The organism is Acidisoma sibiricum, assembly GCF_057837225.1.
This window is the reverse complement of the sequence record NZ_CM174445.1, coordinates 1,365,858-1,381,776: the sequence shown is the minus strand read 5'-3', so window position 1 is coordinate 1,381,776 and position 15,919 is coordinate 1,365,858. Positions and strand designations below refer to the sequence as shown.

The 15,919-nt window shown below is 60.8% G+C and carries 6 protein-coding genes; 3 read left to right on the top strand and 3 right to left on the bottom strand.

The window, feature by feature from the left end:
- The first annotated feature begins 68 nt into the window (after positions 1 to 68).
- The 3 genes from AC3G7M_RS06710 to dnaK are packed head-to-tail and all read left to right on the top strand — an operon-like array spanning position 69 to position 3,642.
- On the top strand, positions 69 to 1,172 hold the full coding sequence (locus AC3G7M_RS06710) for an alkene reductase (protein WP_489215000.1): 1,104 nt from the start codon (positions 69 to 71) through the stop codon (positions 1,170 to 1,172).
- Positions 1,169 to 1,675 (top strand): nucleotide exchange factor GrpE, encoded by a 507-nt coding sequence (locus tag AC3G7M_RS06705; RefSeq protein ID WP_489214998.1) that lies wholly within the window; start codon positions 1,169 to 1,171, stop codon positions 1,673 to 1,675. Before AC3G7M_RS06710 ends, AC3G7M_RS06705 begins: the two co-directional genes overlap by 4 nt.
- Positions 1,676 to 1,725: 50 nt before the next feature.
- Positions 1,726 to 3,642, top strand: coding sequence for a molecular chaperone DnaK (dnaK, locus tag AC3G7M_RS06700; protein ID WP_489214996.1), 1,917 nt, complete (start codon positions 1,726 to 1,728; stop codon positions 3,640 to 3,642).
- 65 nt (positions 3,643 to 3,707) lie between these two features.
- On the opposite strand, the gene AC3G7M_RS06695 is transcribed toward dnaK, so the two are convergent.
- The 3 genes from AC3G7M_RS06695 to AC3G7M_RS06685 all read right to left on the bottom strand — a co-directional run bounded on the left by AC3G7M_RS06695 (position 3,708) and on the right by AC3G7M_RS06685 (position 15,791).
- A complete protein-coding gene (locus AC3G7M_RS06695; RefSeq protein ID WP_489214994.1) occupies positions 3,708 to 5,333 on the bottom strand; it encodes a bifunctional aspartate transaminase/aspartate 4-decarboxylase in 1,626 nt (541 codons plus the stop codon).
- Between the two features lie 48 nt (positions 5,334 to 5,381).
- Positions 5,382 to 7,091, bottom strand: a complete 1,710-nt coding sequence (gene aspT, locus AC3G7M_RS06690) for an aspartate-alanine antiporter (protein ID WP_489214992.1) — start codon at positions 7,089 to 7,091, stop codon at positions 5,382 to 5,384.
- Positions 7,092 to 7,307: 216 nt separating this feature from the next.
- Positions 7,308 to 15,791, bottom strand: coding sequence for a glycoside hydrolase family 94 protein (locus AC3G7M_RS06685; RefSeq protein ID WP_489214990.1), 8,484 nt, complete (start codon positions 15,789 to 15,791; stop codon positions 7,308 to 7,310).
- Positions 15,792 to 15,919: the final 128 nt, after the last annotated feature.

The following is a 15,919-nucleotide window of genomic DNA, read 5'->3' as shown; positions in this document are numbered from 1 at the left end:
CAGTAATCATAGATCACAGGTGAGATGGGGGACGACTCCAACTTGGCCGGACCTATGGAGAGATGCCCATGATCACCCAAAGCACTTTGTTTTCCCCCATTGATCTGGGCGATCTCATCTTGCGAAATCGTATCGCGATGGCGCCATTGACCCGCAGTCGCGCCGGCAAGCATGGCATTCCCGGGCCGTTGAATGCCGAGTATTACGCACAGCGTGCCAGTGCGGGTCTTATCATCAGCGAAGCCACGAATATCACGCGGCAGGGCAAGGGTTACGCTTTCACCCCTGGCATCTATACGCAGGCGCAAATCTATGGGTGGCGGTCCGTGACAGATGCCGTGCATCACGCAGGCGGTCGCATCTTCTGCCAGCTTTGGCATGTCGGCCGTATCAGTCATCCCTCTCTCCAGCCAGGCGGCGGATTGCCGGTGGCGCCATCTGCCGTCAAGCCGATCGGCCAGGCCTATACCGAAACCGGCTTCGCCGATTTGGTGACACCGCGCGCCCTGGAAACAAGTGAAATACCAGGACTGATTGCGGACTATGTCCACGCCGCCGAAAGCGCCAAGACCGCTGGCTTCGACGGCGTCGAAGTGCATGCCGCCAACGGCTATCTCCTTGAGCAATTCATGCGCAGCAAGACCAATCTGCGCACGGATAGTTACGGTGGCAGCATCGAGAACCGGGCGCGGCTGACGCTGGAGGTGACCAGGGCGGTGACCCAGGTTTGGGGTGCGGACCGCGTCGGTATTCGCCTCTCCCCCGTCAGCCCGGCCAACGATATGGCGGGCGCGGCCGATGATGCCCAGGCGCTGTATGAACATGTCGTCGCCGGCATCGCTCATCTGAAGCTCGGCTATATGCACATCATCGAAGGCGCGACGCAGGGTCCGCGTGACAATATCGCCTTCGATTATGCGGCGCTGAAATCCATGTTCCACGGACTTTACATGGCCAATAACGGCTATGATCTGAAGCTTGCCGTGGCAGCACTCGCCTCCGGCAGGGCCGATCTGATCGCCTTCGGGCGGGCCTTCATCACCAATCCCGATCTGGTGGAACGGCTGCAGTCAGGAAGCCCGCTCACGCCCTTTACCGACCAGTCTCTTTGGTATGGCGGCGGTGCCCATGGCTACACGGATTATCCGGCACGAATCGCGACAGCGGCATGAGTGACATCATTCCCGACACGACCGACGAAGTCGCTGATCTGCGTGATCGCTGGATGCGGGCTGAAGCTGAGATCGCGAATGTGCGCAACCGTGCCCGGCGGGACGTCGAGGATGCCCGCCAATATGCGGTGCAGAAATTCGCAGCCGACGTCGTCGAAGGAGTCGAGAACCTCCGGCGTGGTCTGGATAGTCTGCCGCCCGCGCGTGCGGGCGAACCCTCAATCGACGGTAGTCTGCGCGACGGCTTCGCCGAAAGCGAACGCAACTTCCTCACCTTGCTCAAGCGCCATGGTGTGACGCGTGAGGAAGCCCTCGGGACCGTCTTCGACCCGCATCTCCATCAGGCGATGATTGAGCAGGAAAGCAGTGCCGTATCGCCGGGAACCATCATCAAGGTTCTCTCTTCGGGCTGGATGCTGAACGGGCGGCTTTTACGGCCCGCGATGGTCGTCGTGGCCAAGGCCCCGGCCTCACCCAAGGCATCACCCGGACGGTCTCCCTAGGCTCCGCGCGGACGCCGATTGCGTCCACAGCATTTCAGAAAGTAGCCCTCATGAGCAAAATCATCGGCATCGACCTCGGCACCACCAATTCCTGCGTCGCGATCCTGGAAGGGCAGGACCCCAAGGTCATCGAGAATAGCGAGGGTGCACGCACCACGCCCAGCATGGTGGCCTTCGCGGATAATGGGGAGCGTCTGGTCGGTCAGGCTGCCAAGCGCCAGGGCATCACCAACCCGACCAACACGCTCTATGCCATCAAGCGTCTGATTGGCCGCCGCTATGATGACCCGCTGGTCGGCAAGGACAAAACCCTGGTCCCTTACGCCATCGTCCGCGGCGACAATGGCGATGCCTGGGTCGAGGCGCGCGGCGAGAAATACTCGCCCAGCCAGATCAGCGCCTTCATCCTCACCAAGATGAAAGAAACCGCCGAAGCCTATCTGGGTGAGAAGGTAACGCAGGCGGTGATCACCGTTCCCGCCTATTTCAACGATAGCCAGCGCCAGGCGACCAAGGACGCGGGCCGTATTGCGGGGCTCGAGGTTCTGCGCATCATCAATGAACCGACAGCGGCCGCGCTCGCCTATGGCATGGACAAAAAGCACGCCGGAAAGATTGCGGTCTACGACCTTGGCGGCGGCACTTTCGACATCTCGGTCCTCGAAATCGGCGACGGCGTTTTTGAAGTCAAAAGCACCAATGGAGACACCTTCCTGGGCGGTGAAGACTTCGATGCCCGCGTCATTGATTATCTGGCGGACGAGTTCAAGCGCGCCCAAGGCATCGACCTGCGCACGGACAAGCTTGCTTTGCAGCGTCTCAAGGAAGCGGCCGAGAAGGCCAAGATCGAACTCTCCTCCGCCAAGGAGACCGAGATCAATCTGCCCTTCATCACCGCCGACGCTTCGGGCCCGAAGCATCTCGTGGTCAAGCTGACACGCGCCAAGCTGGAAAGCCTGGTCGACGATCTTGTCGCACGGACCATGGAACCCTGCCGCGCCGCGCTGAAGGATGCCGGCATTACCGCCAGTGAGATCAACGAGGTCATCCTGGTGGGGGGCATGACGCGCATGCCCAAGGTGATCGAAGCCGTGAAACAATTCTTCAGCCGCGAGCCTGCGCGCAATGTCAATCCTGATGAAGTCGTGGCCATTGGTGCGGCCGTTCAGGGCGGCGTGCTCCGCGGCGATGTCAAGGACGTGCTGCTGCTGGACGTGACGCCGCTATCGCTGGGCATTGAGACGCTGGGCGGCGTCTTCACCCGGCTGATCGAGCGCAACACGACGATCCCGACCAAGAAGAGCCAGATCTTTTCCACGGCAGACAACAACCAGGGTGCCGTAACCATCAAGGTCTTCCAGGGCGAGCGCGAAATGGCCGCTGACAACAAGGTGCTTGGCCAATTCGACCTCATGGGCATCCCTCCGGCCCCGCGCGGCGTGCCGCAGATCGAGGTCACCTTCGATATCGATGCCAATGGTATCGTCGCGGTCCAGGCCAAGGATAAGGCCACCGGCAAGGAGCAGCAGATCAAGATCCAATCCACCGGCGGATTGTCGGATGCCGAGATCCAGAAAATGGTCAAGGAAGGCGAGATCAACGCGGTCGCCGACAAAAAGCGCCGGGCCTTTGTCGAGGCAAAGAACCATGGCGAGGCGCTGGCCCATAAGGTCGAACAGACCGTGACCGAGCATGGTGCGACGCTCGGCGCCCAGGACAAATCAGAAGCCGAGGCCGCCATCACCGCCTTGCGGGCCGCCATAGGCGCGGATGATGAAGCGGGTGTAACGCAGTCAACTGAGCATCTGACGCAAGTGGCGATGAAGGTCGATGCGGCCGTACAGGCTGCCGCCCAGTCCGGCGCATCAGCCGGCCCAGTGCCCGACGGACCGGGTGGCCAAAAGCCGAGCGAGAACGTGATGGACGCGGAATTCGAGGAAATCGGCGATCACAAGCGATCCGTCTGACAGCAGATAGACGTCAGGCGGCGAATGACGTGGCTCGCCGCCTGACCATTATGACCCCTGCGGGCCTAGGGCTTGATAGCGCCGGGCGCGATACCCGTCTCACCCTTGCCACGATAGTCATCAAAATACTCATCAAGTATCTGCCGCGAGAACCGTCCGATCGACGCGTATTCACTCTCCGTCAGATTGGCGAGCGAGACGCGCGCAGACGTATCGACCACTTCAAAGCCATTGCCGGGCAGAAGAACGACACCCGTCTCCTGCGCAAGGCGGAACAGAAAGCTGGTCCCTAGATCGCTTTTCATAAACCAAGCCTTGAACTCGGGTCCGTGCAGCACACCGGCGAGATCCTGAAGATCGATCAAAGTGTAGTAATTGACGTCGTTCTCCCCATGCGGCACGACAACGCCCATGTTGCGATACAGCGTCTGGTGCCGCTGGCGGATAAGGCGCTTTGCCGCATCCTTATAGCGGTGATCGCGATCCATCAGCCCATTCAGCGCAAAGAGCGCCATCTGCAGCTGCTGCGGGGTCGATAGGCCGGCTGTATGGTTCAGTGCAACGGCACGGCTATCGGCGACCAGACGGTCGATGAAGCGGATCTCGCGCGGCTTCATGCTCAGCGAGATATAGCGCGCATCCAGACGTTGCTTTTGATCTTCTGGCTGAGCTGCCAGAGCCGCGTCAAAGATATTGTCTTCGTGCAGGGCAATGGCGCCCAGTCGCCATCCGGTCGCCCCAAAGAACTTCGAGAACGAATAGACGCAAAGCGTATTGCGAGGGCATGTTGCGAAGACCGAGATGAAGTCATCTGCAAACGTGCCATAGACATCGTCCGTGACGATAAAGAGGTCGGGCCGCTCGATCTTCACGAACTGGGCCAGCTGCGCGAGCGCCACGTCCGACATCTTGGTGGAAGGCGGATTGCTTGGATTGACCAGGCAGAAGATCTTCACCTTGGGATCACGTAGCTTCTCGATTTCTGACGCTGGAAACTGCCATTGGTCGCTCTGGTCCATACGGATATCGACGACGTCAAGGCCGAACTCGGCAAGGACGGGTATTTCGAGATACGGTGAAAAGATCGGCGTCGCGATACCGATCTTGTCGCCCTGTTTCACAAGGCCGTTGGCCTTGAGCGTTTGGAAGATATAGGCCATGGCCGCCGTCCCGCCCTCTGTGGCAAACACGGAAAAATCGCCGGCCGGCGGCGCGGTGCCGAACATTTCCTGGGCCAGATAGGCCTTCACGATCTCCTCGGCATGCATGAGCATACGTGGCGGAGTCGGATAGGTGCAGCCCAGGAAAGCGCTCGTCATTTCAAACAGAAAGGCGTCCTGATCCAGGCCAAGCTGATCCTTCACATAGGACGTCGCGGACCGAATGAACTTAATGCCGGGCGCGTCCGTATGCCCAGCCGCACAGGATTCGAATCTCTGGACGATGCCGTCATGTTCCGGCAGGCCGCCGAAGCCGCTTTCGAGATAGGCATAAGACCGCTCCGCCTCCAGCATCGCAAACTCGCCCAGGCTGAGAAAGGCCAGGCGGGGGAGCATCGCAAGAAAATTTGGATTGCCTCTGCCGGCATTCAGCATCAGGCGCTGTGCATCCGAAGACGCAATTTCGATGAGCTTATCTTTCAGTTCAAAGGGACTGAGATTGGCGTATTGACCATAGGTCTTCTCGAGCATGGCACGACTCCATTATATCCAGGTCGGATTCCGCTAGGACGTCTCGTCTTAAGGACTGGCGTTTTTGGTAATAATGCCGACGATGACCGGTCCCCATAGCGTGAGGAACACATTTGCCACGGCGTAGGTGACGGTGAAGGACACAACAGGCGTGCCGTTTCCGGCCTTGCTGAGCAATGCGGCGAAGGCCGGATTGGCGCTCCGGCCGCCGGCGACACAGGCCAGTGCTTCGATCGGATTCTTGATCCGCAACACGTAATACGAAAAGAAGAAGGTTATGATCTGTGGCAGGATGGTGACGGCGACACCCAGGAACAGGAGCGTCAAACCATAGTGTTCGATCGCCATCAGTGCCTGCGGACCAGCGCCGATCCCGACGACGCCCACAAATACGGCCAGACCAAAGTCACGCAGGAAGGTCGATGCGCCGATCGGCAGGGCCGCAAAGCGCGGGTGCACGCTGCGCAGCCAGCCGAACAGCAGGCCAGATAGAAGACAGCCGCCACCACTGCCGATAGAAATGGGCACACCCCATATCTTGAAGGCCAGCATGCCGATCAATGTGCCGACAATCATGCCGATGCCGAAGAAGATGAAATCCGTGGCAGCCGCTGCACGGATCTTGTAGCCAATCTTCGCTTGAACCCGGTCCAGATCAGCCGGCCTGCCTGCAAAATGTAGCTCATCGCCCGTCTTAAGCTTGAGCTTGCGCAACAGCGGCAGATCGCGTCCCATGCGCTTGGCGGCGGTCAGGAACACGCCGTGGCGCATATCGACATTGGCATGGTCGTGAATGTCACCAATCTCGCGATCGCTCAAGGCACGGTTGGTGAGAATGACCTCCCGGCTTTCCTCGACAAGCGAGAAGCCCACAGGCGACGCGATTTCATGGCCGAACACCTTGTCAGACAGACTGAACGAATCAAGCCGTCCGGTCATGGCAACCGCATCGCCAAGCTCTATCGTTGTCGTATCACTCATCTCGACCATCTTGCCCGCGCGAAAGACCCCCTCGACCGAGGCGTCTGGAAACTGCCTATCAATGTCGATGGCCGTCCTGCCGATGGCGGTCCGGTTATCGGTCACTTGATAGATACGCGTGATGATGTCGTTGACGGCGTTGAACTGCCCAGGTTCAAGTTCCGCCTTGCCACCGGACAGCTGCGTGGCGAGTTTCACGGCTTCTGCGCGGATATTCCATTTCATGATCATGGGAAAAAACCAGGTGACCATGATAATCGGACCAAGTGATCCAAAAATGTAGCAGACGGCATAACCCACCGCGACATTGGTCTGCATGGTTTTGGTAACCGCCGGAGACAGACCAAGCTTGGCTATGGCATCCCCCGCCGTTCCGAGGATTGCCGACTGCGTCAGGCCGCCAGCCGCGAGACCGGCAGCCATGCCCCGATCCAATCCAAAAAGCCAAGCGCCCACCAGCACGCATAGCAAGCCGGTGAAGCACATGACGAAAGCTGATACGAGCTGATTGAGCGATCTGAGGTTCAGAGCGTGGAAGAATTGTGGACCACCCTGGAAACCCACCGCATAGATGAACAAGGCGAAGAAGATCGTCTTGATGCCAGGATCGATCGCGACACCAAGCTGGCCAATGACAACGCCGACCAGCAAAGTACCGGCGATTCCACCAAGAACAAAGCTGCCAATCTTGATCTTTCCGACAAGATAACCAATGGAGATCGTGGCAAAGAGCGCGATCAGCGGCTGATCGGCGAAGAGGTGCCGCAAAAATTCCATTCTCTCGTCCTCGATGCAAGGCGCCAAAGCCTATCGGACGCCCTGTTTTAAGGGACGCGACGAGGCGACGGGCGGGTTATGAGGCGAGAAGTGTCATGCGCTGGCGGGCGTGTGTAGCATCGGAAACTACCTACCCGCCGCGAGCCGGTGCGACGGAACATACACCGTCCGCACCATCATCGTTTCACTGACAAGAACAGACGAAGGCCCATCGGATCATGCCGCGGCGGGCGTTTCTGTGACATCAGGTTTTGTTGCTGCAAGCTCAACTGACAAACGATGAGTGCCGCCATCGTCCATCAGTGCCAGACGCAGCGGCCGCTCCAGGACGGTCTTCCCATCCATCACAGCCGTCTCGATCCCCTGACCCGATTGATGCGGATTACGAACATTGATCTCATAGCGGCTGGTGCCATGACGGAGCACGATCTCGAATCCAGGCCAGGCTTTAGGAATACGAGGGTCCAGACATAGAACGTCGCCCTCAAGGCGCAGGCCGAGGATGGCCTCGATTGCGGCGCGCTGCATCCATCCGGCCGAGCCCGTGTACCAGGTCCAGCCGCCCCGCCCGACATGAGGTGCGACGGCATAGATATCCGCCGCCACGACATAGGGTTCCACCTTGTAGCGATGCACATCCGCACGCGTCCGGGCATGATTGATGGGATTGAGAAGCGCGAACAGAGACGCCGCCGCATCGCCATTGCCCAGGGCCGCGAACGCCATCACCGACCAGAGCGCGGCATGCGTATATTGGCCGCCATTTTCCCGGACGCCCGGCGGATAGCCTTTGATATAACCTGGATCGAGCGCTGTCTTGTCGAAGGGCGGCGCAAAGAGAAGTGCCAGGCCCTGGTCAGGCCGAATCAGCTGATCGGCTAGGGCATCCATCGCGAGATTAGCCTTTTCCGGTGCAGATGCGCCTGACAGTACAGCCCAGGACTGCGCGATGGAATCAATCCGGCACTCATCATTGCTCGCAGAGCCAAGCGGCGTTCCGTCATCAAAATATGCCCGCCGGTACCAGGCGCCATCCCAGGCCTCTCCGCCAAGTGCAGCCTTCAAATTCGCCATCTGCGTCGACCAAAGCGCAACGCGCCCGGTGTCGCCCCGCGCCTTGGCGAAGGGAAGGAAGCCGTCCAGCGCTGTATAGAGGAACCATCCGAGCCATACGCTCTCGCCCTTCCCCTTTTCGCCGACACGGTTCATGCCGTCGTTCCAATCGCCGGTGCCCATCAGAGGCAGGCCGTGCAGACCTATGGCCAGACTGTGATCCAGCGCGCGCGCGCAATGTTCGTACAGGCTGGCATGCTGGTCCGAAACGGTCGGCAGGAAGAAGCTATCATGCTCATTCGGTGCCAATGACTGGCCTTCCAGAAAGGCGATTGATTCGTCCAGCACTGCGGAATCCGCGGTGGCCAGCACATATCGGCTAACGGCATAGGCAAGCCAGGCGCGATCATCCGAGATGAGGGTTCGCACACCCTGGCCGGAATGCGGCAGCCACCAATGCTGCACGTCCCCTTCGATAAACTGACGCGAGGCGGATTCCACCAGATGCGCCCGCGTCAGAGCAGGACGTGTCATTGTCAGCGCCATGCCATCCTGAAGTTGATCGCGAAACCCATAGGCTCCGCTCGCCTGATAGAAGGCCGACCGCGCCCAGACGCGGCAGGCAAGCGCCTGATAGAGCAGCCAGCCATTGACCATAATGTCCATAGACCGGTCAGGTGTCTTGATCTGAATCTGGCCAAGGGCATCGTCCCAATAATCCGTGACGGTCGCCAAAACCTTGTCGAGATCGGCCGTGCGATAGTCGGTGATCAGTCGCCGCGCTTCATCAGCGGTCGGCGCGTCCCCCAGAAAGAAGACAATCTCTACCGTGCCGTTTGCCGGGACCGCGATCTTTCGTCGCATGCAGCAGCACGGGTCGAGGGCGGCACCGGTCCTGTTGGACAAGGACGGCCCGTCGCGGAGCGCCTGCGGGTCCGCGAGCGTGCCGTGGCGGCCGATGAACTCTCGTCTGTCGCCTGTCCATTCCGTCTGGGCGCCGCGCATATCGGCAAAGGCCACCCGACCGGGAAAGGCCATATTCCAGGAATTGCTGGCAAACATGGCCCCCGTCACAGGATCAATTTCGCTCGCGACAAAGGGCACCGCGGCCGACCGGTGCGTGCCAAGCACCCATTCCACATAGGCGGTGACACTCAGATGCCGAACGTGACCGGAGCGATTGCGCAGCATGAGCCTGGATATCTTGATCGGCCCATCCATCGGCACGTATTGAAGAAGCTCCGTGCCAATACCGTGTGCTGTATGCTCGAAACGCGAATAGCCGCGACCGTGACGGGTTACGTAAGTTGCACCCTCATCCCGTTTGGGAAAGGCCGTCGGGCACCATACGGCGCCGCTGTCCTCGTCGCGCAGGTAGAAGGCCTCTCCCGCCCGATCCGTGACGGGGTCGTTAGACCAGGGTGTCAGCTGATATTCCCGGCTATTGACCGACCAGCTGTAACCGCTGCCTTCAGTCGCCACATGAAAGCCGAAGGCCGGATTTGCAATAACGTTGATCCACGGCGCCGGCGTGGATTGGCCGGGGCCGATCAAGGTGACGTATTCCTCGCCACCGCGCGCGAAACCACCGAGTCCGTTGAAGAATTCAAGATCTGGCGCGGGCCGTGATGGCTCTCGTTCCGTCGGCCCGCCATGCGCTTTCATGGCCCGCGGAGCGGCCGTGCCACGCTCTGAAATGCGCTCTAGCTGATCGAAAAGACTGCCGTGCTGAGCCACGAGCACAACGCGCGCCACGGAGACCAGCAAGGCGCTGGTCTCCGCCGGAATGAGATCGGCCCGCAGCACGAAAACCCGCCCCGAGGACGGGTCTTCACCAGTCCGCCAACGGGACTGGCTGGTGCGATGCTGAGTCTCGATCGCGATCTGAAGGTCCTGCACGTAAGATGACTGACGCTCATTCAGAATGACCAGATCAACCGCAAGCCGCTTCATCCGCCAGTATTCATGCGCCTGAAGCAGCTGCCGGGCGATGTCGAGGCTCCCGATGTCGCTGATACGGAGCAGAATAATGGGCAAATCGCCCGAAATCCCGAGGCCCCAGAGGCCTGATTGTGCGCCTGCCCCGCGCAAGATCGCGACCGAAGCCGGACGCAATTCAGGCGTTGCATAGATCGCGAAGCCCGCCAGACGCTGAAACAGGCCGGCCTCGCCCGCCGTGATGCTGAAATGATGAAGTTGTACCTGCGCCTGAGTCCAGGTCAGCGTCGTCGCGCGGGTGAAGGCCGCCGTGTCACGATGCTTGTCGACGCTATCAAGAAGCTCACGCCGCGTCGATGCGACCACGGTCCAGAAGTCGATATGCACAAGGCCGGATGGCGGAATGATGACACGGCGACGCAGGGCGAAAATTGGGTCAAGCACGGTGCCGACTGAATTGGACAGGGACCGCCCGTCGGTCATCGCGATAGGTGCACGGGCGCCGTGTCCACGTCCCAGAAAGCGCGCCCTGTCAGTCTCGATCTCGATCGTGCCAACCGCGTCACCGTCGATAACTGCCAGATGCGCCGCCCAAACTTCGGGCTCTTCTGGCGTCCGCCGGCGCCGCGTTGCCAGAATTGCGCCGAATTCCTCCAGAAATTCGGTTTCCACAAAGAGCTTCGCAAAAGCTGGATGAGCGACATCCGTCGCCTGTGGCGCCAGGACCAGCTCTGCATAGGACGTCACTTCGATCTCGCGCGCGTGCAGGCTCGTATTGGAAATGGATACGCGGCGCACCTCCGCATCGTCTTCCGCGGAGACAAGCACCTGCACGATCGTCGTCAGCCGTCCATCGCGCCGCGCGAACTCAGCTCGATCCTCGTTGAAGATGACCTGATAATCGTCGGGCTCGTTACCGGTTGGCTGATAGGTCGCAGACCATATCGCTCCACTCCGCACATCCCTGAGATAGATATACGAACCGTAATCGTCGCAGGTGGCGTCTTCGCGCCACCGCGTGATCGCAAAATCGCCCCAACGGCTATAGCCGGAGCCTGCAACCGTAAGCATCGTTGTATATTGGCCATTCGACAGAAGATGCGTGGCGGGTGTTGCCTGATGGGCCGAGATGAAGCGGCGTCCGCCCGGTGCCTCCACCTCTCCCGCTCGCGCTCGCGCTTGCATTTCGGCCTCACGCGGGAGGGCGACCGAGATTTCTCTTGGTGGGCGCTCCTGCAGCAGCAGTTCCGTCGCCTGGATGATCGGCTCGGCATGGAAGCGCGTCCGCATGGCGCCATCCAGCAGCGCATCCGCGATCGCGACGATCGTCATGCCCTGATGGTGCGCCATGAAGGCCCGGACAATTGCCACGGTGTCGCCATCCGGCACGCGGATCGGCGTGTAATCCAAAGCCTCGTAAAAGCCGTAGCGACCCAGCGCGCCCACCCCCGTCAGACGATCGAGGTTTGCGGATGCGGCTTTAGGGTCGACCATCGCTGCTAAGGCACTGGCATAGGGAGCGATGACGCGGTTCTGTCCGAGTCCCCGCTTCAAGCCCAGGCCGGGAACACCGAAATTGGAATACTGGTAGGTGAACTCTCGATCCCGCGCATTATAAGCCGACTCGGATATACCCCAGGGCAGATTAAGATCGGTCGCATAGGCAATCTGCCGCGCGACGATCATTTCATTGGTCTGTTCAATCAGGCTTCCCACAGGCGCGCGCATCACCAAGGACGGCATCAAATATTCAAACATCGAGCCCGACCAGGAGATCAGCGCGGCCCGGCGCCCGATCGGTGTCACCGAGCGGCCAAGCCGGAACCAGTGGCGCGCTGGGATATCGCCTTTGGCAATCGCAAAGAAACTTGCCAGACGCGCCTCCGAGGCGAGAAGGTCGTAGCAATTTGAGTCGAGCGAGGCGTCGGCGGGCACGTAGCCTATCGATAGCAGCTTGCGCTTGGCATCGAACAGAAACGAGAAATCCATGGCAAGTGCGAAGGCTCTCGCCTGGCTTCCGATGACCGCGAGGCGCCCGGCCATAGATCCATCCGCTGGCGCCAAAACGGCCAAATCCCGCCGGTGACTTTCGATCGCCAGCGCGCTTGCCTGGGCCCAGTATAGCAGGTCAGCCCCGGTGCCATGGCCGCGCTCATCCGCGAGTGCGTGAGCAATGTCGATCATGGTGGCGCAGTGGACGCTAAGCGCCGTTAAACGTGCGCCAAGATCGGTCGCCTGCGCGGCGCCGGGCTGCACGGCTTCGACAAGACGACGAAGTGCCTCATCAAGTTGCCCCCAGGTGACCGTCTGGGTCACCGGGCCGTCTCGCAAGCGCTCGACTTCGGCTTGCGCCAGGGAGAGCGCGTCGGCAATGCCCGCCAGGCGGGCCGCTTCGGCCACAGGCACTGCTCGCCACTCGTCACATGAATTTGCAAGTGCGATGAGGTGACCTGCCAAATTACCGCTATCAACTGATGAGATGTATTCTGGATCGAGCGGACGCATGTCACTCGTATCGTACCAATTGTAAAAGTGGCCCCGAAAGCGGGCGAGAGTCGCCATGGTCGCGAGCGTCGCTTCCAGACGGGCGGCGGCATCCATGGTGCCCACCCAACCGAAATCCCGGGCCGTCGCGACCGAGAGAAGATAAAGACCGATATTGGTCGGCGAGGTCCGGTGCGCAATCTCCGGTGTTGGATCGTCCTGGAAGTTGTCAGGCGGCAGGCTGTTCTCCGCTCCCGTCACGAAGGTCTCAAAAAAGCGCCAGGTCCGCCGGGCGGTCAGGCGCAAGCGGCGCCGATCAACCGGGAGATCCGACAACAGATCGCGGCGTCGGGGCGATAGGCTCACCCACAGTGCCACGGCAGGCGCCGCAAACCACAGCAGCAAAAACGGTGCGGCGACCACCCAGGTCCGGTTTCCTGAGCCGTATATCGCTGCGCCCGCCACGACGGCAATGACAACCCCGCCCGCCATCCTGCGGTAGAAGCCGGCAAGGTCAAGCCGCGGTTCCGTGGTGGAAGCGGCAGCGGGCGTCCATTCCAGCAGATGCCGGCGGCTGATGAAAAGGCGCCATAGGGTGCGGGTTATGGCGTCCCCCATCAGCCAGGCCTGATGCCCCAGGAAGATAATGCTCAAACCGGACAGCGCCATAGCCGAGCGCAGATCTGCGCCCAGTCCCCGGACGTGACTGGACAGAGTTATGCCGGCGCGCCGTGGACCGATGGCAGCCACCACAGGAATGGCTGCCGGCACGATCAAGGTGGCGAGGACAAGACTTGTCCAGATCAGCGCCTCATGAAGCGGCAACATCCAGCCCGCCAGCAATGCGAGAACCGCCGCCGGGGCCGACAAACTTCGCCGCAGATTGTCCAGCATTTTGCAGCGGCCGATAGCCGGAACACGCCCAATCCGCGCGGTCGTCGGTCCAGCGGCCCGTCCGCAGCCGAAGATCCACGGCAGCAGCTGCCAATCTCCCCGGGTCCAGCGATGATGCCGACGCGCGGCGACATCGTAGCGGGTGGGAAATGCCTCCACCACCTCGACATCGGAGGCAAGGCCCGCGCGCGCGAAGACGCCTTCAAAAAGATCATGACTGAGAATGGTTGAGTCGGGAATGCGTCCGGCCAGAGACGCCTCAAATGCATCGACATCATAGATGCCCTTGCCTGCATAGGACCCCTCGCCAAACAGATCCTGGTAGACATCGGATACGGCTGCCGAATAGGGATCAATGCCGCTGAGGCTCGAAAAGATGCGTTGAAAGCGTGAGCCGTCATGGCTGACCGGCAATGACGGCGTCACCCTGGGCTGCAGGATGGCATAGCCTTCCACAACCCGCCCCTCAGCCGCATCGAAACGAGGCCGATTGAGCGGATGCGCCATCTTGCCGATCAGTCGACGCACCGTATCGCGCGGTAGCCGGGTATCCGTATCCAGGGTCAGGACATAGCGAATGCCCGGTGGGGTGCTCGGGATCTCACCACCGACTGGGATGAAGCTGGTATCCGTGGCACCACGCAGCAGCCGGTTCAGCTCGTGGAGTTTCCCGCGCTTGCGTTCCCAACCGATCCATCGTGCCTCCCCCTGGTTCCACTGGCGCCGTCGATGCAGCAACAGAAACCTGGGGCCGGCAGGAGCCGGTCCATATTGCCGATTGAGGCGGGCGATCCCCTCCGCTGCTGCGGCAAGAAGCGCATCGTCATCCGCCTCATGCTCGTCGCGGGCGTCCTCCCAATCCGAGAGCATCGCGTAATGGAGATCACCCTGGCCGCTGGCGAGATGGTGGACCTCAAGCCTTTCGACCTGCTGCTCCACGCTGGCGACTGTCGTGAGCAGCGTTGGCACTGCCACCAAGGTCCGTAGCGACGGCGGAATTCCGTCGCCGAGTTCCAGAGCCGCCAGCCTGCCAGCGCCAAAACCAATGCTGACTGCACGATTGAGCAAGGCGACGGCCAGATCGATCGCCGGCACCAGACCCAGCATCGCCAGCACAACCAGCCACCCGGCCACGAGCCCGTCATCTGCCAGGGCTATTAAAGGAATGGCGAGCAGGATTGCCGTGGCAATGGCGACGCCCACCGCATATCCGCCAATCCCTACCTTGCGGTTAAGGCGCGCAGCCCATTTCCGGGCGGGAAGACGGTAGCCGATCTCAGACTCGAAGTCAGGCCGACCACCCGCGATGAGATAGTATCCCGGGTCCAAATGGCGCGTATCGGTCTTTGCGCTGGGTAAAGGCTCGGCTTCGGCCGCCCTATCCACCGCCATCCGCGCGATATCGATTTCGCTGTAATCGGAGCCGCGGGCGAGCTGCTCGACGCAGGTCCGATAAAGGTCCCGGGTTTCAAAATCCATCTCTTTGAAATCGCCGCTCGCCGACAGCACATCGTTGACAAGGCTCATGCCCTCGAAACCCTCGTTCCAGTCCGCATCCGCGATCAGGTGAAGGCTGGTGATCACATTGCGCACAGACACGTTGGTCGCACCCTGCTCGCGGTGGACATCGCGGATCACAGCCTCCGCCGTCTTCCCCCGGGCCGCGAGACGGTCATCCAGCCAGGCGAGCGCTGGCGTCACCTTCGGATCTTGATCGCGTAGCCTATACATCAGCTGGACCGCAAAGGCGTCGGGCAGCGTGTCGAGCATCCTATGGTTCAGGAGAGCAGAGACGGGTTCGATCGGACGACCTGCGGCCCCCACCAGACGATCGACAAGCTCATCCGCCTCCCGGCGTTCCACCCGATTTTGCACGATCAGCACGGAAAGCCGCCGCAGATTCTCGATCAGTACAATGCGCAGCGTCACCGGAAGCGCCCATAATTCACCGATCGTCAGAGGCTGCACGTCCTGATAAGCGCGTACATAATGGCGCAGCACCACCGCATCGAAACAGCTATCGGTATGCGCGACGAAGGCCCATGCCAGGCCCAGCACGCGCGGATACCCGGCGAAGGGACCGTCCGCCAGCTTGGGAAGCTTTCGATAGAAGCTCGGCGGCAGATCCTTGCGAATTTCGCGGAATTGCTGCTCCACCAGATGACAGTTGTCGATCAGCCATTCAGCCGCGGGCGTAATGGCGTGACCCTGATTGAGCGACTGCACCATGCTGCGATAGGCCGCGAAGAGAACCGGCCCGTTCTCGGCCAATCGACGGTCGAGAGGATGCCCCCTCACCGCACGCGTCGTCACCGGCTGCGCAGCCGCCAAGCTTCGGCCATGCTCTTCAAGGCGCTCAAGGCTAAACAGCTCCTCGCGGATCGGAGTGGTCGTATCCCAAAATGAGGGCGCACGGCGCCACCCGAGGCTCCGAAGAAAGAGAGCTGTCAATTGAACCT

Excerpts from the sequence above, each read along its gene's own strand:
- aspT (WP_489214992.1), bottom strand. The coding sequence starts at position 7,091 with ATGGAATTTTTGCGGCACCTCTTCGCCGATCAGCCGCTGATCGCGCTC.
- AC3G7M_RS06695 (WP_489214994.1), bottom strand. The coding sequence starts at position 5,333 with ATGCTCGAGAAGACCTATGGTCAATACGCCAATCTCAGTCCCTTTGAA.
- dnaK (WP_489214996.1), top strand. The coding sequence starts at position 1,726 with ATGAGCAAAATCATCGGCATCGACCTCGGCACCACCAATTCCTGCGTC.
- AC3G7M_RS06705 (WP_489214998.1), top strand. The coding sequence starts at position 1,169 with ATGAGTGACATCATTCCCGACACGACCGACGAAGTCGCTGATCTGCGT.
- AC3G7M_RS06710 (WP_489215000.1), top strand. The coding sequence starts at position 69 with ATGATCACCCAAAGCACTTTGTTTTCCCCCATTGATCTGGGCGATCTC.